Raw genomic sequence first — 25446 nt, forward strand, 5'->3', positions numbered from 1 at the left:
AGGTTCAGATGTCTTTAGTACCAACGCTTGTGCCTTCCCTAGCGTCCGTGGCGCCAGCTACTGGCGCGGCGCAATACGCGTGGCTCATGATCGCGATCCCCATGGCGGTTTCTGCGCTCCTACTTGTAATGGGGCGTGCCAGCGATAAGTGGGGACACGTTTTAGCCACAGTCGCGTCCTGGGCTTCGTTCGTGATCGGACTAGTAATCCTCATCCAAATGATTGGGGTCGGAGCCGGAGACCGGACCATGGTTTCCGAACTGTTCTCATGGATCCCAGCGGGCGACTTCGCAGTCAATGCGGGGCTCCTTGTTGACCCCCTATCGATGACATTCGTGATGCTCGTGACCTTCGTAGGGTCCCTCATTCACGTCTACGCAATCGCCTACATGGAACACGACACGGACCGGCGCCGGTTCTTCGCCTACTTGAACCTGTTCATCGCCGCGATGCTCACGCTCGTGCTCGGCTCGTCCTACGTCGTCCTATTCGTTGGCTGGGAAGGCGTCGGCTTGGCATCCTACCTCCTCATCGGATTCTGGAACCAAGTGCCAGACAACGCTACAGCCGCGAAGAAAGCGTTTGTGATGAACCGTGTCGGCGACGTCGGGCTACTCCTCGCCATGATGGTGATGGTGGCCCAGTTCGGTTCCGTTAACTTCACGGACGTGCTGGCCGGGGCGGAAACCGCGCCCCGCACCGCGATGACCCTCGCGGGACTTTTCCTTCTGCTCGCCGCCTGCGGTAAATCCGCGCAGTTCCCACTGCAAGCCTGGCTCGGTGACGCGATGGCGGGCCCAACCCCCGTGTCCGCACTGATCCACGCGGCCACAATGGTTACCGCCGGCGTTTACCTAATAGTGCGTTCCGGCGCGATCTACCTGGCCGCGCCCGCAGCCGCCACTGCAGTGGCAATCATCGGGCTAATCACCTTGCTGTTCGGCGCGATCGTCGGGTGTGCAAAGGACGACATGAAGAAGGTGCTTGCCGCCTCAACCATGTCGCAGATCGGCTACATGATGCTCGGCGCAGGCCTTGGGCCTATCGGCTGGGTGTTTGCGATCTTCCACCTGTTCACCCACGGGTTCTTCAAAGCCCTCATGTTCCTCGGTGCAGGTTCCGTAATGCACGGCATGAACGACTCTGTGAACATGCGTCGCTTCGGGGCCCTAAGCAAAGTTATGAAAGTCACGTGGATTACGTTCATGATGGGCTGGCTCGCGATCCTCGGGGTGCCGCCATTCTCCGGTTTCTTCTCGAAAGATAAGCTGATCGAAACCGCGTTCACCGCCAACCACTTCGGTGCGATCGAAGGCACCGCGTGGACCGGGTGGGTGTACGGGCTCATCGCCCTAATCGGTGCTGGTATCACTGCGTTCTACATGTCCCGCCTGTTCTTCATGACTTTCCACGGGGAAGCCCGGTGGGGAGACACGCTCGGCGGACAGAAAGTAGAACCTCATGAATCACCCGCACTGATGACAGTACCGATGATCATTTTGGCAATCGGAGCGGTGGCGATCGGTGGCCTGCTGACCATAAACGGCGTGTTCGTAGACTGGCTCGCCCCCGTAGTTGGCACCGCCGAGGAAGCACAACCCGTGCTCCCGGCAGTCGTGATTGAAGTATCGACCCTGGTAGTCGTACTGATTGGTGCTGTGTGGGCGTGGGCTAAATACGGTCGGCGCGAAGTGTCCGTGGCCATCCCAGCTGGGAACTCTCTGGTTCACGCCGCACGCAATGACCTGTACCAAGACACCCTGAATGAAACGATCTTCATGGCTCCTGGCCAAGCCCTCGTTAAGGGCACGGTCGGAAGTGACAAATACGTCGTGGACGGAGCGATCTACGGTGGGGCACGCCTCGCAGCCTGGTTTGGCCGCGTGGTGGCCTCGCTACAGACCGGTTTCGTGCGCGCTCACGCCGCCTTCATACTGGGTGGCGTCGTCGTTGCTCTTATCGTCGTCGCAGTGACCAGACTGTAGGAGCGGAGGAATACCCATGCACATGCTTGAAATAACCCATGCATCATTCCCATGGCTCGCAACCCTAGTGGCGCTACCAGCCATCGCGGGCATCGCAACCCTTTTGGCTGCGCCCCTGCGAGCAATCGGACGGCAAATCGCACTGGTCGTATCCTTAATCGAACTCGTGCTCGCAATCGCCGCTGGCCTCATGTTCAACTGGAGCGCCGCAGGCACCTACCAGCTGGCTGAAACCCACAACTGGATTCCCCAGCTAGGTATCTCTTGGGCACTTGGGGTAAACCAGTTGAGCCTCGCGATGATCCTCTTAGCAGCCGCTCTTGTGCCCCTGGTACTAGTGGCTGCGTGGAAAGAAGACGGAGCCAACCACGACAGCGCCGGGACCGCAGGTAACTACGCGGCGCTCGTGCTGATCCTCGAAGCGTTCATCATGCTGATCTTCGCTGCCCGCGACGTCGTACTGTTCTACCTGGTGTTCGAAGCGATGCTGATCCCCGTGTACTTCATGATCGGCCGCTACGGTGGCCCCCGCGCGGGCGCAGCCGCCCTCAAGTTCCTGCTGTACTCACTAGCCAGCGGACTCGTAATGCTAGGTGGCGTAATCGCTCTAGTGGTTTACGGTGGTAACGCCGAAGGAGCGTTCCTATTCGAAAACCTCGCGAACTTGCAGCTGCCGCACGCCGCAGAGATGGCTATCTTCGCCACCTTCTTCGTCGCATTCGCGGTGAAAGCACCCATGGTGCCCGTGCACACCTGGCTGCCAGACGCGGCTGAGCAAGCCCGCCCCGGCACTTCCGTACTGCTCGTGGGCGTGCTCGACAAACTCGGCACCTACGGGATGATCACGCTGTGCCTACCGCTGTTCCCACACGCGTCCGCGAAAGCCGCCCCCGTAATCCTGGTGCTCGCAGTGATCTCCATCCTTTACGGTGGGTTGGCCGCAATCGGACAAAAGAACCTCATGCGACTGATTTCCTACACCTCGGTATCCCACTTCGGATTCATGGTGCTGGGGATCTACATTGGCACGCACGTGGCCCTGGTGGGCGCGATGTACTACATGGTGGCGCACGGTATCTCGATCGCAGCCATGTTCCTCATCTCCGGCTTCCTCACGCAACGTCGCGGAAGCCGCACGATCGCGGACTTCGGCGGATGGCAACGGGTAACGCCCGTCCTCGCGGGCACCTGGCTCGTAACTGGGCTGGCTTCGATCGCGCTGCCCACACTGTCGGGCTTCGTCCCCGAATACCTGGTGCTAGTCGGAACGTGGCAAGTTAACCGATGGGTTGCGTTCTTCGCAGTGCTCGGCGTGATCCTCGCGGCACTGTACGTGCTGATTCCATACCAGAGGATGTTCACCGGCCCTGTGCCCACCGAAGGTACTGTGCCCACCGAAGGTACAGCGCCCACTGACGCGTCCGCACGCGAAAAAGTAGTGATCGCACCGCTGATCGTCGCCATGGTCATCTTCGGTGTGTGGGCTGCGCCGCTCGTGCAGTCCCTCAACCCGGTTGCGGACACCGCGCTCTCGCACCTAAACGCGGGGGCATCAACCAGCGCACCTGCTCATGAAGGGAGCGATAAGTGAGTCCGTTAATGAATGTCGAAACACTGCAGGCACCCCCGATTGACTGGTGGGCACTATCGCCCGTAATCGTCGTCCTCGGCGCCGGTGTACTGGGCGTGCTCGTCGAAGCATTTGCTTCGCGCAAAATGCGCCGGACCGCACAGATCCTCCTGTCAATAATCGCGGTACTATCCGCCCTCGTGCTGATCGTGTCCCGCTGGACAACCGTGCTAAAGGCACCCGCTTCACTCGGGGAGTACGTGGAAGACCCGCTGACCCTCGCGTCCCAAGCGATCCTGCTGGTCATCGGTTTCCTCTCTATCCTGGTGTTCGCCGACCGGTCCGAACTGGGCGACGGGTACTTCGCAAACCAACCTGCGGACGCCCCCGGATCCTCAAACGAAGACCAGAGCATTGCCGCGAACTACCAGCGGACGGAAATGTTCCCCCTCATGCTGTTCTCCCTGGGTGGCATGATGGTGTTCCCCGCTGCGGACAGTTTCATTACCCTGTTCGTAGCCCTGGAAGTCATGTCCCTACCGCTGTACATTTTGGCTGCGAGTGCGCGGCGTCGCCGGCAGCTTTCGCATGAGGCGGCGCTTAAGTACTTCATTTTGGGTGCCTTTTCATCTGGTTTCTTCCTGATGGGCCTGGCGTTCTTGTACGGTTATTCCGGTAGCCTGTACTTCTCGCGTGTGTCACGGCTCGCACCGGTCGTTCCGGGCATGGACTGGCTCCTGGTTGCCGGTGTGTTCATGGTGATGGTGGGCCTACTGTTCAAAGTTGGTGCTGCCCCGTTCCACGCGTGGACCCCAGACGTGTACCAGGGTTCCCCAACGCCCGTCACCGGGTTCATGGCGGCTGCCGTGAAGATCGCGGCGTTCGCAGCGATGATCCGCATTTACCTAACGGTCACCAACCAGTTCCGCTGGGACCTGCTGGTGATCTTCATGGTCGTGGCGGTGCTGACAATGCTGGTGGGGACGTTCGCGGGCCTGGTTCAAACCGACGTGAAACGCCTGCTGGCATACTCTTCCATCGCGCACGCCGGGTTCATTCTGATCGGCATCATTGCCGCGGACAAAGCCACTACCGCGTCCGTACTGTTCTACGCACTGGCTTACGGCATTGCGACGGTGGGCGCGTTTGGAGTGATCGCCTTGGTGCGGCACGCGGACGCGAACGCCAACATCACCGGTGAGGCCACAGAGCTGAAACACTGGGCGGGTGTGGGGCGTAAATCCCCGCTGGTAGCCGGTTCCATGCTCCTGTTCTTGCTGTCATTCGCGGGTATCCCCTTGACCTCCGGGTTCGTTGGGAAACTGTTCCTGTTCTCCGCCGGTATCGGAGGTGGGCAACTGGCGCTCGTAATCATCGCGCTAGTCTGTTCCGCGATTACCGCGTTCTACTACTTCCGGCTCGTTGTCCTCATGTTCTTTGAGAAACCGAATGAGGGCACGGTTGTAGTTAAGTCTGAGGGATACACCTACATTGCGGTGCTCATCGCTGCAGCGCTCACGATTGTGCTGGGGATTTTGCCCGGCCCAGTTCTCGAAGTCCTGTCGAATGTGGTTGTATTGCTACCGTGAGTGATATCCCTGTAGCGAGCCCACTAGAAGAGCAGATAAACGCGGACCTGGCGCGTGTGGAAGAACTGTTGTCCACAAGCGTGCGTGAATCCCGAGCGTTCGTTGACGAGTTGCTGTCGCACCTGTCGACCGCTGGAGGTAAACGCATCCGCCCCCTCCTGACCCTACTGTGCGCACACCTAGCGGGAGCGGGGGAGGCAGCTAGCGAAGAGGTGATTGCGGCTGCTACGTCCGTGGAGATGACACACCTGGCTTCGCTGTACCACGACGATGTCATGGACGCGGCCCCTCAACGACGGGGTGTCCCTGCTGCGCAAATGCAATGGGGTAACAACCGGGCAATCTTAGCCGGTGACGTCTTGTTTTCTCGGGCATCCAAGCTGACTGCCAGTTTGGGAACCGAGGCGGTGGACTACCACGCCCGCACGTTTGAACGGCTGTGCTTAGGACAGCTGAACGAAACGTTCGGCCCCGCAGATGGGGAAGACCCCGTGGATTTTTACGTGCAGGTGCTGGCAGATAAAACGGGCTCGCTAATAAACGCGGCCGCGGTGTTCGGCGCCATGTTCGGTGGGGCCCGGCCGCAAACCGTGGAAGCAGTGGGGGAGTACGGGGAGCAAGTTGGGATTGCGTTCCAACTAGCGGACGACGTGATTGACTTAACTTCCGATTCGGAGTTGACGGGCAAGACCCCGGGAACGGATCTCGTTGAGGGCGTCTCTACCCTTCCGGTGCTACTGCTGCATCAGGACCGCGAGCGCGGTGAACTGGATGAGTGCGGCAAGCAGATCCTGCAGGCATTAGAACACGAGGACCTGCGTGACCCCACGGTTTTGAGTGGTGTCGTGGAGAAGCTTGCGAATCACGCGGCGGTGGATCGCACTCGGTCTATGGCCCGCACGTATGTGAACAAAGCAATTGATGCGTTAAGTGCGGTGGAGGAATGTGAGGCGAAGAACCTCCTAGTCGATTTTGCTCATCAGATGGTGGATCGCATTTCGTAGAATTGTTACATGAAGGCCCGCGTGGGGTGCGAGATAGCGCCTGACGCGGGTTTTTCATAAACTAGATGTTGTTTTATTCTTCTGGCGTGAAGGTGTTTTGATTTAAAGTGACTGAGAAGAAACCACTGAACGTAGCTGTTGTAGGCGCAGGGCCGGCCGGTATCTACGCGTCTGACATCCTGTCGAAATCAGGTTTGGACGTGTCCATAGACCTGTTTGAGCGTCTCCCAGCGCCATACGGCCTGGTGCGCTACGGGGTGGCTCCTGATCACCCACGAATCAAACAGATCATCGTGGCGCTGTACAAGATTTTGCAGCGCGGGGACATTCGCCTGCTCGGCAACGTGAACATCGGTGAGGATGTGACTGTTGAGGAGCTACACGAGCACTACGATGCCGTGATTTTCGCGACCGGTGCGGACCGGGATCACCCGCTGGACATTCCAGGTGTGGAGTTGCCGCAGGTGTATGGGGCTGCCGACTTCGTGTCTTGGTACGACGGGCACCCGGACTACCCGCGGGAGTGGCCGCTGGAAGCGAAAGAGGTAGCGGTGATCGGCGTGGGGAACGTGGCTTTGGACGTGTCCCGGATGCTTGCGAAACACGTTGAGGACCTGTTGGTGACGGAGATTCCGCAGAACGTGGCGGAAGGCCTGGCTAAGAGCCCCATCACGGACGTGCACATTTTCGGTCGGCGCGGCCCCGCGCAGGTGAAGTTCACGCCGCTGGAGCTGCGGGAGTTAGGGAAGCAGCCGGACGTGGACGTTATCGTTTACGAAGAAGATTTTGATTTCGATGAGGCTTCTGAGGGTGCGATCGCCGGGTCGAATCAGACTAAGCAGGTTGTGAAGGCCCTCACGAACTATGCGATGGAAGAAGAGCATGAGGCGAGCCGGCGGATCCACATCCACATGTTCCACTCTCCGAACGCGGTGCTGGCGGACGACGATGGGAACGTGGCGGCGATCCGGACGGAACGGACCCGGCTGACGGGGGATGGTTCCGTAGAAGGCACAGGTGAGTTTGTGGAAACTCCGGTGCAAGCGGTGTACCGGGCGATCGGGTACTTCTCCAGCCCGATTGAAGGAATCCCATTTGACCACGTGCGCGGCATAATCCCCAACATGGGGGGACGCGTGCTGGGAGATGACGGTGAGCCAATTTTGGGTATTTACGCAACCGGTTGGGTGAAGCGTGGGCCGGTGGGGCTGATTGGTTCCACGAAGTCTGATGCGCAAGAAACCATCGGCCACTTGGTGGAAGATGCGCAGGCGGGCAAGCTGAAAGCCACGAGCGATAACGTGGGGCACGAAGCGATGCTTGAACTGTTGGATTCGCGTTCAATTGCGTACACCACGTGGCATGGTTGGGAACTGTTGAACGCGTACGAACAGCAACTAGGTGAGGACTACGGTGAGGTGATTGGTGACCGCGGCCCACGAGAACGCGTGAAAGTGGTGTCGCGCAACGCGATGACTTCGATTTCGCACGGCAAGGACATCGACGGTATCGACCTGATTGGCGTGCCGGAGGAGTAGGGGCACGATACGGGAGTAGGGGCACCAGGTTGACCGCCTGACACAGAGGTTTGGCATCTTAACCCAGCCAAGAGCTTGATCTCTTAACTCAATCACCAAGCCTGGCGGTCTGCCGTGCACCCCTAGCCTGGCGGTCTGCCTTGCGCCCTCTAGGGGACGCGCGTTTTGTTACAACAAAAGTGTCGGCTACGCGGTTTAGAGTGCGTAGCCGACACTTACTGTATGTAGCGTACTGTATCTAGCGGGCGCAGCAGGGGCGTGTTAGTTCGAGGCAGTCAGCGTCCTTTTTGACCGCTTGGCCCCGCCGCGACAGTCGGTTTGACGCAGCCAGTTCTGCGTTTGAAACCGCTAGATTCCAGACCGTTAGATTTACGCCGCTAGATCAAGCCGCTAGATTCCGGACCTCTAGATTTACGCCGCTAGATTCTAGCGCTGCTAGATCAAGCTACTAGATCTTGGTGCCGAAGGCCCGCCCGATGAGGAACGTCCCAGCCAGTGCCATCACTGCACCGAGGCCGTAGAGACTGCGGATGAGCCACGTGCGGCCCGGCGCGGCAGAGGTATTTGCCGAAGCGGGGCGGGCAGCTGGGTTCTGCCCGGCCGCGGATTCCCCGGGAGTACCCAGTTCTAGAGGCGCGTCGCCGGGCTCCGATTGATCTTCCGTAGCCTCTGCAGCTTTCGGCGCGCCCGGTGCTTCCGGTGCGGAAGCTGCGTTTCCAGCTTCCTGGCCAGCCGAGGGGCCTGAGGAGCCCGAAGGTGCACCGGCAGCAGAAGGCGATCCGCTAGCTGCAGCGCCCGCACCTGGTTGAGATCCAGCGTGGCCTCCGGTGTTCTCACCCGGTTTGGAGCCAGCGTAGCCTCCCATGTCACCACCTGCGTTATTGCCTGAGGGTGTGCCTTTGCCGGGGCGGCTCGGTTGCGCGGGTGCGGACCCACCGGGGCGGCTCGGTTGTGCAGGTGCGGACCCACCGGGGCCGTTCCCATCTCCCTGGACATTACCGGTTGCGAGGCAGTTTGCGGACGGACGCGTTTGCGTGCCCACCAGGAAGCACACGGACTCGCCCGGCGCCTCAACCGTATTGCCGCGAGTGGTCGTGCCTTTTGCCTGTAGCTCGAGGATGTACTCACCGGGTTTTGTGAACACCCAGTTCACATGCTTGTGAGTAGGGGATGAGCCATCGACCACCCCAGGCTTATCCGCCGACGCGATGTGCTCCACACCGCTGTTGAACCCCGCGGGAATCTCGAATGCCCACCACTTGCCGCCCTCAGGAATAGAACGAGATTTAAGCGTTAACTGCACGCCCTTGGGGAAATCTTGGTAATTTACGCGTTCGGTAGAAAAACCGGGCCACACTTTGGATCGCTCCTGGGTTTGCCCCAGGGCATACAGCTGCGTGCCAGTTGGGCCCAGAAAGTCGAAAGCACTGCCTGCGAATATCCGGCCGGAACGCTTGACTCGCGCATTGTCTTTAACCCGCAAGGCGACGGCACTTGGTTTGCGCAGCACTGCCTGATTAGCGTGGGTGCGTGAATCGTCTCCGACTGCGATACCTAAGTGCTGCGCGGACGGGTTGTACACGGCGATGTCGACGTGTCCGGTGGCGATTTCAACGGGGGTACTTTCGAGTTTGCTGGTTGTCTCCGGTGGTTTTTCTGACCCCCCGGAGCCGCCGGGTTTGGTGGGCGGGTTCGAAGACGGGGGAGTGTTGGGATTGCCAGACGACGGGGGCGTGTCAGGGTCCCCAGAAGAGGGCGGTACCTCCGGGTCACCAGAAGAGGGCGGTACCTCGGGGTCGCCAGAAGAAGGCGGTACCTCGGGGTCACCAGAAGGAGAGGGCGAAGGTGGGGTGGACGCGAAGTCGGCGGCCGCATCCATGGGTTCCAGTGAGTCCGTGGTGCGTGCCTGGAACGCTGCCTGCGGCATCTGAACTTCGGTGCGCATGCCGCGGTTCAAGTCGGGCTGTGCCGGCTTTGTGTTCGTAACTCCCAGGTTGGTGCGCGTGGTGGGGATTATCTGCAGTTTCAAAAAGTACTTGCCGTTGTCACAACCGTCCCACGTGACCACTTGGTCGCGGTGCCCGGGGGTGGACATGAAGTCGATGGGGCAGGATTCGTACTTCTCATCTGCCGACTCGTATAGGCCCCCGACCACGCGGGCGGAAACGCGCGGATCAGCGAGGTTCGTGTGAATCACCCCGGACCCGTCACCCGCACCACTGGGTTTCAGTTCGATCGTCATTTTCCCCGAAGCTGCGGCAATATCTGCGGTGTCATAGGTTTGCGCGCCGCGTTTCGGGGTGGGAAACGTTCCCGCATCAGTGGTTTCGCCGGCACCTGGTTTCCCCGCGTATTTGACGGGCGCGGTGACGAACCGCCTGCCGTTGTCGCCGCTACTGTTCGGAATGTACACGGCCTGCAGATCAGATTCGGTTGAGCCCAGCACCTCACTGAACTGTCCGATCCCGGCTTTCACGGGTACTTCCGCAAGAAAATACCCGTCTAGGTAGAACACCACGGTCCCTTGGTCGCTGTCGTTTCCAGTTTCAAATTTCATGAGGGTCTCTTGGTCCTCACCGGGTTTTTCTGGGTCGGGGCGTGGGGATAGCGAGAATCGGTAGGCACGCGCCTGCCCGGTTTGTTGAGAGGCGTTGAATGCGGTGGCGACATCCCCCAACCCGTCTTTGGATGGCTGGGTACCCCCGGCTTGCCACCGCAGCATCTGGGGTTTGGAGGCGATGAACCGGCCTTTTTTGTCGCGTGCCGTGACCCGGTAGGTTAGTTCGTACGCACCGGGTTTAGTGAAGGTCGTGATGTTGTGCGTGTGCTGACCGGGCGTGATCCACGCTTGGTTTAGGCCTTTTACGTGTGAGGACAGCATGTGCGTCAGTGGCCACCCCTGCGCCCAGGTGAATAGGTCCACGTCCCCCGGCCCGGCAAATCCAACGAGTTCGAGGTTAAATGAGGAGTCACGCATCCCCTCAACGGGAATGTTGGCGTCCGCCCCGAAACCAGAGAATATGGGGGAATTGTTAGGCCCAGCCACTTTCGGAGCGGCGTACAGGATCTGGCCGGGGGCGCCGATTGACGCGAACTGCGGGTCGGAGGGGATTTGGAACATGTGCAGAGGGGTTTCTTCGAAGGCGTCCCAGCCGTGTCCAACGTAGTTCACGGTTTCCTCAAGGCGAGGTAGCGCTCCTTTGAACTCGGAGTGCAGCGCGAAGTTCTTGCCTTCCCAGAAAACCTTCGGGGAGTCCACGTGTGCGGACGTGGCAACTTGGCGGTCGTCCGCGGGGCCAGCCCAGGCGGTGACGCCCGATGGGACGGCGGCGGCGAGTGCGGCGCACAGCAAAGTTGCGATGCTCAGTGCCAACGAGCGGGGTAGTGCTCGCGGTGAAAAGCGGTGTTCAAAGTTGTTGTTTAACATGGTTTCTTCCTAGCAGCGTGCAGTTTCACGTGCGCGTTCGTTCGTTTCTTCACATGCGTGTTCGTTCGTTTCTTCGCGTGCGGTTCCGCGTGCGGGCAGGTTCGTTTCTTCGCCTGAGGGCAGAGCGCGGTTGCGTTGGAACCGTGCGGTTAGAAGACCTCGGCGCGGGGCGACTAAAAACAGAACAATGAAGATGAGGGTGAGGACACAAACGATTGAGGCGCCGGTGGGGATGTCGAGGGCCCAAGAGAAGTACAGGCCGAAGAAGGAGCCGACTCCACCGAGTGTGGCGGCGAGCGCCATCATTGGGACCATCCGGTCCGTCAGCATCCGCGCTGCTGCCGGAGGGGCAACCAGTAGAGCTAAGACCAGCACGTTACCGATGGTGCGCACGGAAATGACTACCGCGCCGGCCACGCAGGCGTACAGGAGGATGTCGAGGAGCATAACGGGCAGTCCCATTGCGCGGGCCATTTCGCGGTCCAACGCGACCATCGTCAGGTGCTTGTGCCACACCATGAGGGGGGTGAGCACGAGCATGCCTATGCCCGCGGTCACGGCGATATCCCAGTTGGTTACGCCCGTGATTGATCCAAACAGGAACGAGGATAGGGACGCGGAGTACGCCTGCGAAGTGGAGATGACAATCACCCCCACTGCGAACGCACCAGCGAAAAGGATACCGATCAGAGCGTCTTCTTTGATCCGCCGATGCTGAGACAGGACGGCGACGAGTACAGCGACGCTCACGCCGGCGATCGCCCCTCCGGCTACTAGGGACCCGCCCAGTACGAAAGCGATGGCGATGCCGGGAAAAACGGCGTGCGCAACTGCGTCCCCGATGAACGCCATGCCGCGCAGCACCACGTGGGTTCCGACGATTCCGCACAGGGTCGCGGCTAGAACCGCGATTATCAGGGCTTTTGGGAGGAAAGACAAAACGGGGTTCGTCATGTCGAGTAGAAAATCGAAGAAGGAAATCACGACGCCACCTCCACGGCATGTGCGACGCGTTCGCGCCGAGAGATTACGGCGTGCACGGTTGCGATTAATGGTGAGGACGCGCGCACCCCGAACGCGTCGACCCACATCTGCGGGTCGGCAAGGCCCCGCGGATGTCCCTGTGCGTGCACCGTGCGGTTGAGGAGGATCACGCGGTCCGCAGTGTCGAGGGCCTGCCCGATGTCATGGGTGGACATGAGCGTGGTTTTCCCGGTTTCCGTAAGGTGTTGCAGCAGGTCTGTGAGCGTGTCGATTGTGGGTTGGTCCAGACCGGTGAACGGTTCGTCGAGGACGAGCACGTCCGGGTCTGTGACCAGTGCACGCGCCAGGAGTACACGTTGCCGCTGCCCACCGGATAGTTCCCCTACTTGGCGTTGGCTCATATTGGTCATGCCCACGAGGTCCAGGGCTCGCTCCACTCGTTCTATGTCGGCCGTGGAGGTTAGGTGTAGCAGCTTTTGTGTGGGAAGAAGGCCAAGTTGCACTACTTGGGCGACGCTCACTGGGAAGTCCCAGGCGAACGCCCGAGTTTGGGGGACGTACCCGACGCGGCCACGTACATACGCGCTACCAGTGGATTTCACGAGCCCCAGCAGAGCCCGGATGAGCGTGGTTTTCCCCGCTCCGTTTGGACCAATGAGAGTCGCGAACTCACCGGTGTGCACGGTTGCGTTCACGTTCTGCAACACGGACCGCCCACCTAGGTGCACAGACAGCGCTTCCACGCTTATGGCCGCGCGCTGATCATTTAAGCTCTTCACGCGCTTGCACCCCCAGCCGAGTCATCGCCCCCGCGTGGTCCCTGTGCCTGGTGGGTCCCCTCGCTCCCGCGGGTACTTTCGTTTTCGCGCGGGTCCTTGGTTGCGATCGGGAGCTCGGTTTCGGGGGTACGCTGGGTTTCACCTGTGGGGGTACCTTGGGTGCGGGCGCTTTGCCCCGTGGGGGTATCTTGAGTGCGGACGCGCATTTGCCGACGCAGTTTCGCATTGTGCCGCAGGTAGATACCGACGCCACCGGCGAGAATCAGTGCGCCCACCACGAGCACTACGATCAGCATCGTGGGCACCGAGTCTTGCTCCGCATTCTGCTGCGATTCCTGGCTGTTTTCCCGGGTGGTTGCGGATCCGGATGCACCCTGAGTTTCCGCCCCTTCCGACTGCGCGGCCCCAGCGCCATCCTGTGCTTGCCAAGTGGCGTCAAAAGCTTGCGCGGAATCCGCGCCTCCCACTGCGAACCGCAACGTAGCTTCCCCGCTCAGACCCGGGTTCTTCCCATCCCCATCCGTGGTGATGCGCATGCGCACTAAGTGCACGCCGGGGCGCGAGAACACCCAGTTCGCATGCGTGTGCGTGTTGCGTTCAACCCAGAGTTTGCGCGGCTGACCTTTTTGCGACGACCACAGCACTTGCGGCTGCGAGAACCCACCGGCTTGCTCAAACACCGTGAAGGTACCCTCACCGGAATGCCCCACGTATTCAAACGTGACCCCCCGCGTATCACCCAGGGTGGGGGACTGCGTATTCCACCCAATCCACGGCACATTCGCGATCTGCGCCTGCGGACTAGCCCACACGGCGTCCCCCGCTTTCGCCCCCGTGAACGTGAAATCCCCACTGTCGGGAAGCACCTGTTTCGCTGGTTCCCCCAGTTCGAACACGACGTCATCCAAACTGCGCCACACCGGTTTTTCTTCCGAATCGTCCCGCAGCTGCAAAGACAATTTCCCCTGTTCAATCACGGGCGAAATATCCATGTGCCCGGCCTTAACGACCTTGCGCGTCCCCGGTTTCGCCTGTTCTTCATCGCCGGAAACCGTTTGGTCCAGATCGTTATTGTCCATTGGCTGTGTGCCTAGCTGCGTACCCAGCTGCATGCGCGGCGTGGAATGGATTTGCTTGAGGGACTGCGCCGCTGCTTGCGCCCCCGTGACCGGTGCGACGGCGAAACACCCGCAGGCCAGGGTAGCTACAGCGCAAACGAGGGCGGTACGCAACCGGGGTTTTTGTGTCTGTGCCTGGCCTTGCCTCGCAGTGGTGGGGCGCATGCGTGTCGGTGGGATGGGCGGTGTCATCAGTGGTGTCCTCCTAGGCAGCGCAGTAGATTCTGCGCGTTCGCGGTCATCATTTTTTCGTAGCTGTTAACAGTTTCAGTAAAGGAATCCCCGTAGATCGGGCACACGCGAATGCCTTGCTGTTCGGCAGCGCGCTGCAGGTCATTGCTTGACCCGCTGGCGTTCGGTTCCAAGAACACTGCGTTCACTTTCAGATTCGTCAGTGTCCGGGTTAATGCGATCAAGTCGCGTGGTGACGGCTGGGTCGTTGGGGAAGAGGTGACAAAACCCGCGATGTTAATCCCATAGGCCGCGCTTAAGTACCCGTAGCCGTCGTGAGTTGTCACCAAGTTGCGTTTAGACGGGGGAATCTGTGCGATATTGGCCCGCATCTTCTGATCCACCTGCTCAAGGCGGCTTTGCAGCGCCTTCATGTTGCGCGCGTATTCCGCGGCCCCGTCTGGGTCCAGGCGAGAGAGCTGGTCCGCAATCGTTTGCGCGTACAAAATTGCGTTTTGCGCGTCGTGCCACAGGTGCGGATCCAACTCGCCGTGCACGTGTTTACCAATTACCCCTTGAGGCAGTAGGTAAACCTCAGAGTTTTGTGCCCCAATAAATCGAAACTGCGGGTCCGCGGGTACTTGCTGCAAAGTTTTGGATGGAACTGAAACCACCACGTCCTCTGGGGCTTGCGAGAACTGCGTGTCCGACGTCCGGGTGCCGTTGGATCGGTTTTGCTCCCCCGATTCCCCCTTTGCGGCGGCCTCGTTTTTGTCTGCGGTTTCTGCTGCGTCCTCATTCTTGCGCGTGGGGCGGTCCCCTTGGATGGTGATGGCCCCTCGGGTGAAGTCCGCGGTAATGTCCTGGTGTCCGCTAGTGAGCACGCGTTTATTCGAATCCGCAGGTACCCCCACTGCGAACGTGACGGTACGCGGCGGCAACGTTGTTTTTGTGCCGGTAACGTGGGCGCGGATTCGCGCGCGGTACACGCCGGGGCGGGTGAATGCCCACGACACATGCGTGTGCGCCCCGGCGGGTAGTTCCACTTCTCGGTGGCTTGTCGAAAGCAGTACCTGAGGGGTACCGAACGTACCGGTCAGGTAGGCGAATAGTTGCCCCGGCCCTTCTACGTGGTCCAAATGCATCGTCACTGTGCTCGCCGCAGCCGTATTGTCTGAAGTCCCAGAGGTGCCAGAGTTTTCAGCGCTCCCAGAATCTCCAGAGTTTTCAGCGTTCTTAGAGTCTCCAGAGCTCTCAGAGTCTCCAGCGGGTTTCCCGATGGTGCGTAGCCCCAGCCAAACGGTGTCTAGTGCCGCGTCCTCCACCAGGGGAATCAGGCGCGCCCCCTGATCTTGCGCGGCTTGCGCAAGCGCGATTGCCTGCACACCCGGTTGCAGGTTTGCATCAATCGCCCGGGTCAACGCCTGTTCTTCTAGCATGAGGCCGTTGGTGAACACCACGTCCGCGTTCGCCACATTGCGGATGTCACGCAAAGACGGCTCATAAGTGTGCGGATCAGACCCGGGTTTCATCAACCCGGTTACGCGCGCGCGGTTGCCCGCCACCTGCCGGGCGAGGTCCGTGATTATCGGGGTGGAGGTAACTGCGTTGATGCGCCCATCCGCCTCGAAGGTGTGCCGGTCGCATCCCACCGCGGTTAGGGGCAGTGCCGCGCACAGGCTAATAACGAGTGCGGGTAAACCAAAGTGGCGGACCCCAAACCGGGTGCGGATGCGAAAACGGGCAGACCTCATCGGTTGAAGCTACCCCGCTTCGCAGCGAGCTCACTGCGCCGCGTCGCAATAAAACCGAGCCCCAAGATCCCCATGCCTGCCGCAAGTACCCCCAGGGCAAGAGCAAGTGGAGAACTACCGGTTTGCGCCAACGCGCCGTTTTGCTGCTGGTCGGCACTGGGGGTACATTCTTCACCGTCGGGGGTTTGCCAAACGGTCTTGCTACCCACCGTGCTTCCCAGGTCAAAGTGGCCGGACATGGAACCGGAACCCACTTGGAACGACAGGTTCGCCACCGCAGTTTTCTTCTGCCCATTAATTGTTGCAGTTTGCGTGATCCCAACGCGGTAGGTACCCGGTTTTGAGAACACCCAGTTAGGGTGCACGTGCGTGTTGCGTGCGATCGTGACGGAACCGGAAGCTTTGTTGCCACTACCTTGGAACCATTCTTTCCCCACTACTTGCCCGAAGTTCCCAGATTCGTACACGAACATGGCGCCCGGGCCGCTGAATGACGTGAGTGTCCACGTGACGTCACCGGTGGATTCTTGCAACAGTTTCGGGTCCATCGTGTTCGCCCCGAGCCAAGGCACCCCCTGCTGCTGCGTGGATCCGATGGCCCACACGTCCCCGGCGGCAACCGGCCCAAGTGCTTGCGGTAGTTTCTGCTTCGCACTCTCACCCAGCTGAAACACAATACTGTCCGCCGGCACGTTCTTTGCGGGGCTGGAACGGTCGTCTTTAATCTGCGCAACTAGTTCGTTGCCTTCCGACTGAACTTGCTGACATTGATCACTGCCGCCCGCGTTTTTGCCCGCGTTGCCTGCCTGTTGTGCAGTTGCGCTTGCCGTTGCGTCCGCTGCCTGGGTTTTGTCCGCGGCCCGGTTTTTGTGGGCGTCTTGCGTGTTCGCCGCATTTTCCTGAGGGGTTTGCCCATCCGTGGGCTGCGCGGCCCACGGTGCAGACCTGTCGTTCGTGGTGGCATCTTCGCGAGCTTTTGCAGTCGGGGTAGCGGTGGTGGCTGTGCCGTCCTTGTCTGCTACTACCCACGTGTAGGTAACCGGGGCGGATTCCACGGTTTTCTGCGCACCAGATGCGCGTGCAACCACGGTCATTTTGTACGTACCCGGAGCGGTGAATGCCCAGTTCAACGCGTTTTTACCGCCAGGTACCCCCGCAAACTTTGCGCCGGGAGTAATGGCGTAAGACGCTGTCTTCGCTCCTTTTGCGTCCGTTAGGATCGGCGCCCGCCCGTCTTTCTGGTTACCACCGAGGAGGTAGGCATCGCCGGGTCCCTCAACAGTTTTGAAGGTGAATGTCAGGTCCTCAAACTCTTCTCCAAGCGCTTGCGCGTTCCAGCTCGTGCGCACACCCGTTGGAGCGTCAGCAGGGTAGAAGAACGTGGATTTGCCGATCCCACGAATTTGCTTGGTCTGGTCCGATAATGCGGTCGGGGCGGGACGCAGAACCGGGTTGGCAGATGCGGACGGTGCCGCTGTCTTGTTCGCGTTGGTGCCGGGGACCGCGGGCATTTCTAGCTTGAGGGTACCTCGGTGGGGTTGGACGAAGAACATGTCCAGATCACCGGAAGTGGGCGCATCCTGCGTGGGAGTGGTTTTAGCGGAAGCGTTAATCAGCGACCAGAAAGTGCTGGTGGAAAGCGCGGCGGCTGAGGAAGCGTGCGCGGCCGAGGGGGTGTGCGCGGCGGTTTGGGCATGCGCTGGAGCGCCTGCAAGCGGGGTGGTTGCAAGCGGAGTGGTTGCGAGTGTGGCCGGGGTCGATGCGGCAAACGCGGGGCCGGTGGTTAAGCACAGTGCGCAGCCGGTGGCCAGGAGGGCACGGGTTTGGGGTTTCATCACACCTCAATCTAAAAATCAATCAGTAATGAGAACAATTATCATTACAAGGTTAGGTTTGAGGGAATGAATGTGTCAAGCTCCGCCTGTTGGCATTGAGGTTTCTTTCAGCCAACTGTCGTAGCGTAGATTTGGCTAAACAAAGTGGGGAAGAGGACATATGGGTTCAAATAGGCTTAAAACCGCTCTGCTGTTCGGCGTTCTGTGGGGCCTGCTGGGCGCAATCGGCGCTGGGTTATCCGCGTGGCAATCAACGCCAACATTTTTCTGGATCTTCATGTTCGCGGGCGTGTTCATGTCCCTATACACGTATTGGAACTCAGACAAAATAGCGTTGCGGTCAATGCGGGCAGTGGCAGTGTCGTCGGAGCAGGAACCGCAGTTGTACGACGCAGTTGCGGAACTGTCTAGCAAGGCTGGTCAACCTATGCCAGCGATCTACATGGCGCCCACGCGCACACCGAACGCGTTCGCAACGGGTCGGAACCCGCAGCATGCAGCTGTGTGCGTAACGGAAGGTATCATGGAGCTTTTGGAGCCGCGTGAACTCCGTGCAGTGCTCGGCCACGAACTGTCACACGTGTATAACCGAGACATTCTCACGTCCACGATTGCCGGTGGGATCGCCTCTCTAATTACTTCGATCGCGCAGATCTTCATGTTCGGCAGCTGGCGCTTGCGGAACGCGAACCCGCTGATCCCAATGCTAATGATTTTCTTGGCGCCCCTCGCGGCGACAATGCTGCAGCTGGGGATCAGTAGGACCCGTGAATATGAGGCAGACCGCGCGGGCGCGTTGCTCAGTGAAGACCCGTTGGCGCTTGCGAGTGCTCTGCGCAAGTTGGAGCGAGGGAACACGCAGACACCGCTGCAGGCCACGCCGAACCAGCAGAACGTGGCTGCGATGATGATCACGAATCCTCTGCGTGGTGGAAAAGCGCAACTGTTCTCCACCCACCCACCAATCGCGGAGCGCATCGCTCGCCTCGAAAAAATCGCTGGCTACTAAAACGCCTAGGGGAATGCTGAGTGTCGTCCCGCCTGGAAGGTGGTAAGTAACCGGCCCGCCCGGAAGAGCCTGGCTACTGGCCGAAGTAGAAGGCGCCCTTCTACCCCATGTAGACGACAGCTCGCCTTCCGGTGGTTCCGCCTTCAGGCGGTTATCTCCTACCGATAGTTGGTTTTCGCCAACCGATAGTTGGTTCTCTTATACCGCTACGTAGCTCGCCTACCGGTAGTTCTTGAACTGCAGTGCGACGTCCAGGTCCGCTTTCTTCAGCAGTGCAATCACGTCCTGCAGCGTGTCGCGTGACTTGTGGGAAACCCGCACTGTGTCCCCCTGAATCTGCGCTTTCACACCTTTCGGTCCTTCGTCGCGGATAAGTTTCGTAATCTTCTTTGCTTGGTCTTGTGAGATTCCTTGCTTGAGGTCCCCGGTGAGCCGGAAGATCTTCCCCGACGGTTTCGGTTCCCCGTCCCCGAGGTCTAAAGATTTTAGTGAAACGCCGCGGCGAATCAGCTTTGACTGCAACACGTCCAAAATAGCCAATGTTCTTTCAGCCGTGTTCGCCTCCATCAGAATCTGATCCCCACTGAGTTCAATCCGCGCATCTACGCCGCGGAAGTCGTAGCGGTTTCCAACCTCCTTAGCTGCCTGATTTACCGCGTTATCCACTTCTTGCCGGTCAATTTCACTTACAACGTCAAATGATGAGTCCGCCATTTTCCCCTCCACTACTCTCGGTCGTTCCTAACGTCGGCGCGTACCCCCTCAAGGGTACCTAAATAATGCAATGTGGGAGCTTCGTCACGCCACCCTAGTGTAATTGGCATTTAAGGCGGGCGGTCTGATAATCTTTCCAAGCGTCGTTGAACGCGAGCTAGTGTTCAATCGTTAAAGGCGGAGTGCCCGAGTGGCCAAAGGGAGCTGACTGTAAATCAGCCGCGATTCGCTTCGGGGGTTCAAATCCCTCCTCCGCCACCATTTCGCAGTAGCGGAAGATGTGACGACAAACGCACCGCAAACGTTTGCCCGCAGGGCGCGTGTGCCGGTAAAGTTGTTCGCGTTGCCCCGATAGCTCAGTCGGCAGAGCGTCTCCATGGTAAGGAGAAGGTCAAGGGTTCGATTCCCTTTCGGGGCTCGGTTTGTGGTTTAGGGCCGCAACCACCCTTGCGGCGGGGTAGCTCAGTTGGTGAGAGCGCACGACTCATAATCGTGAGGTCGCGGGTTCGAGTCCCGCCCCCGCTACCGGATTTTCTACCCGGGCGTCATCCGAGGGCACTCAGGCGACTCCTAGGCGGGAAACCGATAACCATTCTCCGACAGATATAAGGAAGTTAAAGTGGCTAGCAAGTCGTCTGATGTTCGCCCTAAGATCACTCTGGCCTGTTCGGAGTGCAAGGAGCGGAACTACATTACGAAGAAAAACCGTCGTAATACGCCGGACCGCCTAGAGCTAAAGAAGTACTGCCCGCGTTGCCGCAAGCACACGGCTCACCGCGAGACCCGCTAGGCGTCACGGAAAACTTTCAACCCCTCACAATCGTGGGGGGTTGTTTTAACGTTTGAGGATCGCATTGACTGAAAAGCAGATCACCCGCGCGTCCATCGCCACGATGCTCACCTTCTTCCTCTCCGGGTTGTCGGTCGCGAGTTTCCTCGCCCGAATCCCCACCATCCGCAGTGAACTCGCGTTAGAACCCTCCCGCATGGGGCTGCTGCTCCTGATTGGTTCACTCGGTTCCCTCATCGCCCTACCTTCATCCGGTCCCGTCGTGGGCCGCTGGGGGCCACGAGTCACGATTTGGGGTGCGTACGCAGTATGGGCCACTGGGATCACGGGAGTGATTCTTGCGTATGAGGCCCGAGCAGCTGGCCTGCTTGCCCCCGCCCTGGCGTTCGCGCAAATCGGAATTGCGATGGCGAATGCAACTATGAATGTGGAAGGTGGCTACGTGGAAGTCGTGGCCCACCGCGTCCGCATGCCCTGGTATCACGCAGCGTATTCCGTGGGGACCGTGGTGGCAGCCCTGATTGGCGCAGCTTGTTCGTATTTCCACATCGGGGTGGCGCAGCACTTAGCTGCCGTTGTGGTGTGCGTCGTGCTGGGGATCGTTTGGGCGGGTTTGAACTACGTTCCGCAACCTATTATTGAGGATCTAGCTGGAACCTCAACGCGTGGAAACAAACGCACTTCCCGGGCGTGGCGCGAAAAACGTACGCTACTGATCGGCGTGTTCGTACTCGGCACCGGGCTGATGGAAGGGGCGGCGAACGACTGGTTGCCACTGGCGATGGTAGATGGGTTCCACGTTAGTGACACGTTGGGAACGGCAACGCTCGCGCTGTTCTTGACGGTGCTTACCTTCACGCGGTTCGCGTCCTCCACGTTGCTGCACCGCTGGCCGGTGGAACGCCTGGTGCCCACCCTGCTGCTCATCGCAATCGGCGGGCTGATCGTGCAGGCGGTAGCGCCCTGGCAGGCGCTGGCGCTGGTGGGCGTGGTTGCATGGGCAATTGGTGCGGCCTTGGGCTTCCCCTCGGCAGCGTCGGCGTTATCAAAAGAACCAGCCATGGCGGCGGCGCGCCTGTCCGTACTATCCACCATCGGTTACGGCGCGTTCCTCGCCGGACCTCCGCTAATCGGTTTCTTAGCCGAGCACTTGGGGTACCGCGGGGCATTGGGGTTCATTGCGATCCCAGTTGCCGTATCGGTGGTGTTGTCCGCACAGCTGAAAGACCCTCAAGAAGAAGACCCTCAAGAGGGTACGGTGGGCAATAAACCCCACTAAGGTGCGCGCCGCAATCGCCCCAATAACGAAAGTGAGCCGGGCGAATGACATACGTACTGAGCAATCTCCGTGAACTAGAGTGAGACATATGGAAGCATCCCTTGATTCATGCACTGACCGCATTGACTCGCGCGTCGGCGGTGTTGACTCGTGCGCTGGCGACTCTTGCGTCGACCGTGCTGACTCGCGCGCTGACGGTGTTCCAACTGGCAAGCAACCCGTGTCCGCACGGCCGTCACATCGGCAGTACCACCCGGATTCGCACCGGTTGGCGGACTGGACCACTCTCGGGGTGGGGGCGGATGCCGAAACGGTGGTGTGCGCCCGCAGTGAAGAAGAGATCATTGAAACGGTCACCGAAGCAGACCGGGTGGGCAAGCCGCTGCTCATGCTCGGTGGTGGGTCCAATATTGTGCCGTCCGACCAGCCGTTTGAGGGCGTCGTGGTGCGCGATATGCGCGAGGAACTCGAGGTTTTGCATAACTCCGGATGCGGTGGGGTAGAGGTGCGGGTAAGTGCCGGCCACGCGTGGGACACGCTGGTGGCGCGGGCAGTGCAGGAAGACTGGATGGGGTTCGAAGCCCTGTCTGGGATCCCGGGTACCGTGGGGGCCGCACCCGTGCAAAACATTGGGGCGTACGGGCAAGAAGTGGCGTCCCTCGTGTCGTCCCTGTGGGTGTACGACCGGCTCACTCGCAGCCGGCGGCAACTGTTCGTCGCGGACCTGCAAATGGGGTACCGCACGTCCGTGCTGAAACGCTCGCTGCACGACGCACGTATTTCGCAGGGGAAAACGTGGCGTAACACGGGGCGGTGGATCGTGCTATCCGTAGATTTCCACACTCCGCACGCGTCCCTCAGCGCCCCGATTGGGTACGCGCAACTAGCGAACGCGCTCGGTTGTGAGCTGGGGCAGCGGGTGGACAACCGGCAGGTACGCGCTGCCGTGCTGGCGTTGCGCGAATCCAAATCGATGGTGTTGGACGACGCGAACCAAAACACGTACTCCGCCGGATCCTTCTTCACCAACCCCATCGTCGATGCCGAGCGCGCGAGCCAAATCGACCCGCAAGCCCCCCGGTTTCCGGTGGGTGACGGGCAAGTGAAGCTATCCGCAGCGTGGCTGATTGCTCATTCGGGTTTCGACAAAGGATACCGGTTGAACCCGCAGGCACCAGCGAGCTTGTCCACCGACCACGTGCTCGCAATCACCAACCGTGGTGGTGCGCGAGCGCAAGATATTCGCGCTCTCGCCAGCGCAGTGCAGCAGGGTGTGCGTGCCCAGTGGGGGATTGAACTAGTTCCCGAACCCGTTTACCTGCAGTGAACGCATCGCGGTGAGCAGCGCTTGCGTGGCCTGCGGTTCGTCTAGAAGCCGGTTGTGCCCGTAAACCGGAATCGTGTCCACTGTTGCCCCCGGGAGCCAGGTTCCCGCTGGCACGTGCTCATCCCATTTGGCCTGTAAAGAAATGATGCGGTCATTAACCTCAGTGGACAAGAACTCAGAAATAATGTCCTGGTTACTGGGGCTGAGCCCGGCCATCCCTAAGAATCGGGGGACGTGGTCGGCTAGGGACGATCCGGAGTACGGCGTGCCAAGTGACACGAGTCCGCGGATGCGCCACCCCTGGGCCCGTCCCATTGCCTCTTTGGCCACCAAACCGCCCTTAGAGTGGGCAAATAAAGTGACGTCGCGTAAATCATTGTGCACCAAATAGTCCTCTAACCGGCGCGCCAGCAGCGTAACCGGCCCAAGCATGCGCCCAAAATCCGCGGGTAAATGCACATCCCAACCTTCGGCATGCAGTGCCTTTCCCCAAGTGGAGAGGTACCGCCAGTTCTCGTACACTCCCGGGATCCCGAGTGCCACCGGGCCACCGGGCGTGCGCAGCGACTGTGCATCCACCCCGGTGCCGAGCATGGTTTGCACCCCGCGTACCGCACTCAGCTTCAGTGACCGCGCGTAGTCTAACCCGATTATTCTTGCGCGCTTACACACCGGTGGTGACTGCGGCCGATTCTCCGTCAACGCCTCGTAAATACTCGTCCGATTCTCATCCGTAATTGTCCGCGCGGGACGGGGTGGCTGGTAGGGCAGAGGATCCGTGTTCGCAAGCTGTTTCAAAATCTCCGCCACCCGCTTATCGTTGTGCACCACCACCGCGTGCGCACCCCCGGGGACCGTAAACGCCGGTACTGGCGCGCCCGTGCGGTCCCGAGCTGCTAACTGCAGGTCGCGAATCCACCGCGGCGGCGCAATCTGATCGTGCTCGCCCCGAATGAGGGTGGTGCGCGCCGCCGCGTCCGCCACCCGGTGGCCTATCGGATACGTCATCATGGCCGGCAACGTCTGCGCAAACCAACTCAGCCCACACTTCGCGTACGCCCGCAACGCAAACAACGTCACGTCCCACGGTTCGTACACGGAAGACTGCAAGAACCGCCACGCAACTTGCACGAGCATGCGTTCCGTTGCGTTCACCGGCGGGCCAATCAACGCGAGCTTACGGAACACCCGCGGGTCCCGCGCCGCCACCTCCGTCACCACTTGGGCGCCCATGGAGTGGCCCACCAACACGGGGTGCGCCGCGCCCTCATGCCGACAAACTGCGTGTACCACCGCTGCGAACCCTGGAACCGACAGGTACCGCTTCGGTTTTGGTGCATCCCCAAACCCCGGCAGGTCCATCGTTAACACATTCCCCACGTCCACCAGCTGGTGGGCTAAGGCAAGAAAATATTTCGAAGAAACCCCAATCCCATGCACCATCACAAACGTGGGATCACTGGAGCGGTGATGCGGACGCAAGAACTTGTGCGTACGCACCGCAACCCCATCAACACTAATCAACGAGTTCACAACTCTGTACTCAGCCACCGCCGGATTCCTTCCTGCCACTGCCGTTTACACGCCGCCGGGGCAAACGACGCGTCAATCGAACTGCTCGCCAAGTGCGCCAACTCTTCGTCACTGAACCCAATCCGGCGCGCATACTCATACTGATCCAGTAGGCGTGAACGAAACAGTAGGGGGTCGTCCGCGCCCAACGCGATTTGCGCGCCCGCGTCAGACAGCACTCGCAACGGGACGCGCTCCAAATCCTCATACACGCCCAGCGACACGTTCGACGTTGGGCACAGTTCGAATGCAACCTCAGAGTCAATGAGCTGGCGCATCAACTCCGGATCCTCCGTTGCCCGCACCCCGTGGCCGAGCCGAGACGGTTTCAAATACTGCACTACCTCGCGCACGTGGCCAGGCCCCAGCAGCTCTCCTCCGTGTGGTACCCCCGGCAGCCCCGCCTGGCGCGCAATCCGGAAAGCAGCGCCGAACCGCGAGGTTTCCCCCGCAGTCTCATCGTTAGACAGTCCAAACGCCACCACTTCGCCCGGGCCATCCCCAGCGTACTGGGCAGCCAACCGCGCTAGGGTGCGCGCATCCAATGGGTGGCGCATCCGCGAGGCCGCCACAATCACCCCCACGGACACACCCCACTTGTGCGACGACTTCTTCGCCTGGTCCAGAACTATCTCCAACGCCGGAGTTAACCCACCCACGTGCGGGGCATAAGACGTTGGATCCACTTGGATTTCTAACCGCACCGACCCTTCTTGCGCATCGTCGGCCACCGCTTCGTCAACCAGACGGCGCATAACAGTTTCGCTGCGCACCAGGGCGCGAGCCGCATCGTAAGAGCGTTGGAACCGGAACCACCCGCGCGAATCCTTCGGCACACTCAGCGGATCATCCACCAGCAAATGCGCGGGTAACCGCACCCGTTCCGCCCGGGCGAGCTCCACCATGGTTTGCGGCCGCAAACTCCCCGTGAAATGCAGGTGCAGGTGTGCTTTCGGTAATGTCTTCAGGTCGCGCATCGCTCGCGGTCCCACGCCCCTTCC

General features: G+C 60.2%; 18 protein-coding genes and 3 tRNA genes. 12 read left to right on the top strand and 9 right to left on the bottom strand.

What is annotated here, in order from left to right; translation table 11 throughout:
- Positions 1–8 precede the first annotated feature (8 nt).
- From nuoL to QS713_RS03370, 5 genes are all read left to right on the top strand, one after another.
- Positions 9–1985 carry an NADH-quinone oxidoreductase subunit L gene (gene nuoL, locus QS713_RS03350; protein WP_313272439.1) on the top strand — a complete coding sequence of 659 codons (1977 nt, stop codon included), beginning with the start codon at positions 9–11 and terminating at the stop codon, positions 1983–1985.
- Between the two features lie 16 nt (positions 1986–2001).
- Entirely contained in the window at positions 2002–3576 is a 1575-nt protein-coding gene (locus QS713_RS03355) for an NADH-quinone oxidoreductase subunit M (RefSeq protein ID WP_376779547.1), read from the top strand.
- Positions 3577–3584: 8 nt separating this feature from the next.
- Positions 3585–5144 carry an NADH-quinone oxidoreductase subunit NuoN gene (gene nuoN / locus QS713_RS03360; RefSeq protein WP_313272442.1) on the top strand — a complete coding sequence of 520 codons (1560 nt, stop codon included), beginning with the start codon at positions 3585–3587 and terminating at the stop codon, positions 5142–5144.
- The gene (locus QS713_RS03365) at positions 5132–6148 is read left to right on the top strand and encodes a polyprenyl synthetase family protein (RefSeq protein WP_376779566.1); all 1017 of its coding nucleotides are present in this window, start codon (positions 5132–5134) and stop codon (positions 6146–6148) included. The genes nuoN and QS713_RS03365 overlap by 13 nt, the downstream gene beginning before the upstream one ends.
- Before the next feature lie 107 nt (positions 6149–6255).
- Positions 6256–7686 carry an FAD-dependent oxidoreductase gene (locus QS713_RS03370; protein WP_313272444.1) on the top strand — a complete coding sequence of 477 codons (1431 nt, stop codon included), beginning with the start codon at positions 6256–6258 and terminating at the stop codon, positions 7684–7686.
- Positions 7687–8134: 448 nt separating this feature from the next.
- On the opposite strand, the gene QS713_RS03375 is transcribed toward QS713_RS03370, so the two are convergent.
- From QS713_RS03375 to QS713_RS03400, 6 genes are read right to left on the bottom strand one after another with little or no spacing between them, the layout of a single operon-like run.
- Entirely contained in the window at positions 8135–11113 is a 2979-nt protein-coding gene (locus QS713_RS03375) for a choice-of-anchor M domain-containing protein (protein WP_313272446.1), read from the bottom strand.
- A 9-nt stretch (positions 11114–11122) separates the two neighbouring features.
- Positions 11123–12097 (bottom strand): anchored repeat-type ABC transporter permease subunit, encoded by a 975-nt coding sequence (locus QS713_RS03380; RefSeq protein WP_313272448.1) that lies wholly within the window; start codon positions 12095–12097, stop codon positions 11123–11125.
- Positions 12094–12876 carry a metal ABC transporter ATP-binding protein gene (locus QS713_RS03385; protein WP_313272450.1) on the bottom strand — a complete coding sequence of 261 codons (783 nt, stop codon included), beginning with the start codon at positions 12874–12876 and terminating at the stop codon, positions 12094–12096. Before QS713_RS03385 ends, QS713_RS03380 begins: the two co-directional genes overlap by 4 nt.
- Entirely contained in the window at positions 12873–14186 is a 1314-nt protein-coding gene (locus tag QS713_RS03390) for a choice-of-anchor M domain-containing protein (RefSeq protein ID WP_313272452.1), read from the bottom strand. Before QS713_RS03390 ends, QS713_RS03385 begins: the two co-directional genes overlap by 4 nt.
- On the bottom strand, positions 14186–15919 hold the full coding sequence (locus QS713_RS03395) for a metal ABC transporter solute-binding protein, Zn/Mn family (RefSeq protein ID WP_313272454.1): 1734 nt from the start codon (positions 15917–15919) through the stop codon (positions 14186–14188). Before QS713_RS03395 ends, QS713_RS03390 begins: the two co-directional genes overlap by 1 nt.
- On the bottom strand, positions 15916–17754 hold the full coding sequence (locus QS713_RS03400) for a TIGR03773 family transporter-associated surface protein (protein WP_313272456.1): 1839 nt from the start codon (positions 17752–17754) through the stop codon (positions 15916–15918). Before QS713_RS03400 ends, QS713_RS03395 begins: the two co-directional genes overlap by 4 nt.
- Positions 17755–17914: 160 nt before the next feature.
- On the opposite strand from QS713_RS03400, the gene QS713_RS03405 reads away from it, so the two are divergent.
- The gene (locus QS713_RS03405; protein ID WP_313272458.1) at positions 17915–18763 is read left to right on the top strand and encodes a M48 family metalloprotease; all 849 of its coding nucleotides are present in this window, start codon (positions 17915–17917) and stop codon (positions 18761–18763) included.
- A gap of 219 nt (positions 18764–18982) precedes the next feature.
- Here QS713_RS03405 and QS713_RS03410 read toward each other — a convergent pair whose 3' ends face one another.
- On the bottom strand, positions 18983–19477 hold the full coding sequence (locus QS713_RS03410; RefSeq protein ID WP_313272460.1) for a YajQ family cyclic di-GMP-binding protein: 495 nt from the start codon (positions 19475–19477) through the stop codon (positions 18983–18985).
- A 176-nt stretch (positions 19478–19653) separates the two neighbouring features.
- Between QS713_RS03410 and QS713_RS03415 the strand changes: the two genes are divergently transcribed.
- The 6 genes from QS713_RS03415 (at position 19654) to QS713_RS03440 (ending at position 22873) form a co-directional block, all read left to right on the top strand.
- Positions 19654–19738: transfer RNA gene (locus QS713_RS03415), tRNA-Tyr, on the top strand.
- A gap of 84 nt (positions 19739–19822) precedes the next feature.
- Positions 19823–19895, top strand: a tRNA-Thr gene (locus tag QS713_RS03420).
- 33 nt (positions 19896–19928) lie between these two features.
- Positions 19929–20002, top strand: a tRNA-Met gene (locus QS713_RS03425).
- A gap of 94 nt (positions 20003–20096) precedes the next feature.
- Positions 20097–20267 carry a 50S ribosomal protein L33 gene (gene rpmG / locus QS713_RS03430; RefSeq protein ID WP_102216262.1) on the top strand — a complete coding sequence of 57 codons (171 nt, stop codon included), beginning with the start codon at positions 20097–20099 and terminating at the stop codon, positions 20265–20267.
- 64 nt (positions 20268–20331) lie between these two features.
- Positions 20332–21546, top strand: a complete 1215-nt coding sequence (locus QS713_RS03435; RefSeq protein ID WP_313272462.1) for an MFS transporter — start codon at positions 20332–20334, stop codon at positions 21544–21546.
- Positions 21547–21634: 88 nt separating this feature from the next.
- Complete coding sequence (locus QS713_RS03440) at positions 21635–22873, top strand: UDP-N-acetylmuramate dehydrogenase (RefSeq protein WP_313272464.1); 1239 nt, start codon at positions 21635–21637, stop codon at positions 22871–22873.
- Here QS713_RS03440 and QS713_RS03445 read toward each other — a convergent pair.
- Both QS713_RS03445 and QS713_RS03450 read right to left on the bottom strand, forming a co-directional pair.
- Positions 22844–24424: an alpha/beta hydrolase gene (locus tag QS713_RS03445; RefSeq protein WP_313272466.1), complete on the bottom strand. Its 1581-nt coding sequence runs from the start codon at positions 24422–24424 to the stop codon at positions 22844–22846. The genes QS713_RS03440 and QS713_RS03445 overlap by 30 nt on opposite strands.
- The gene (locus QS713_RS03450; protein ID WP_313273739.1) at positions 24403–25422 is read right to left on the bottom strand and encodes an adenosine deaminase; all 1020 of its coding nucleotides are present in this window, start codon (positions 25420–25422) and stop codon (positions 24403–24405) included. The genes QS713_RS03445 and QS713_RS03450 overlap by 22 nt, the downstream gene beginning before the upstream one ends.
- Between the last annotated feature and the right edge of the window lie 24 nt (positions 25423–25446).

The organism is Gleimia hominis (genome assembly GCF_032085515.1).
GTDB classification, from domain to species: Bacteria; Actinomycetota; Actinomycetes; order Actinomycetales; family Actinomycetaceae; genus Gleimia; species Gleimia hominis.

Coding starts and splice junctions, on each gene's coding strand:
- QS713_RS03410 (WP_313272460.1), bottom strand. CDS start 19,477: ATGGCGGACTCATCATTTGACGTTGTAAGTGAAATTGACCGGCAAGAA.
- QS713_RS03400 (WP_313272456.1), bottom strand. CDS start 17,754: ATGAAACCCCAAACCCGTGCCCTCCTGGCCACCGGCTGCGCACTGTGC.
- QS713_RS03440 (WP_313272464.1), top strand. CDS start 21,635: ATGGAAGCATCCCTTGATTCATGCACTGACCGCATTGACTCGCGCGTC.
- QS713_RS03375 (WP_313272446.1), bottom strand. CDS start 11,113: ATGTTAAACAACAACTTTGAACACCGCTTTTCACCGCGAGCACTACCC.
- QS713_RS03355 (WP_376779547.1), top strand. CDS start 2,002: ATGCACATGCTTGAAATAACCCATGCATCATTCCCATGGCTCGCAACC.
- QS713_RS03405 (WP_313272458.1), top strand. CDS start 17,915: ATGGGTTCAAATAGGCTTAAAACCGCTCTGCTGTTCGGCGTTCTGTGG.
- QS713_RS03395 (WP_313272454.1), bottom strand. CDS start 15,919: ATGAGGTCTGCCCGTTTTCGCATCCGCACCCGGTTTGGGGTCCGCCAC.
- nuoN (WP_313272442.1), top strand. CDS start 3,585: ATGAATGTCGAAACACTGCAGGCACCCCCGATTGACTGGTGGGCACTA.
- QS713_RS03450 (WP_313273739.1), bottom strand. CDS start 25,422: ATGCGCGACCTGAAGACATTACCGAAAGCACACCTGCACCTGCATTTC.
- nuoL (WP_313272439.1), top strand. CDS start 9: ATGTCTTTAGTACCAACGCTTGTGCCTTCCCTAGCGTCCGTGGCGCCA.
- QS713_RS03390 (WP_313272452.1), bottom strand. CDS start 14,186: ATGACACCGCCCATCCCACCGACACGCATGCGCCCCACCACTGCGAGG.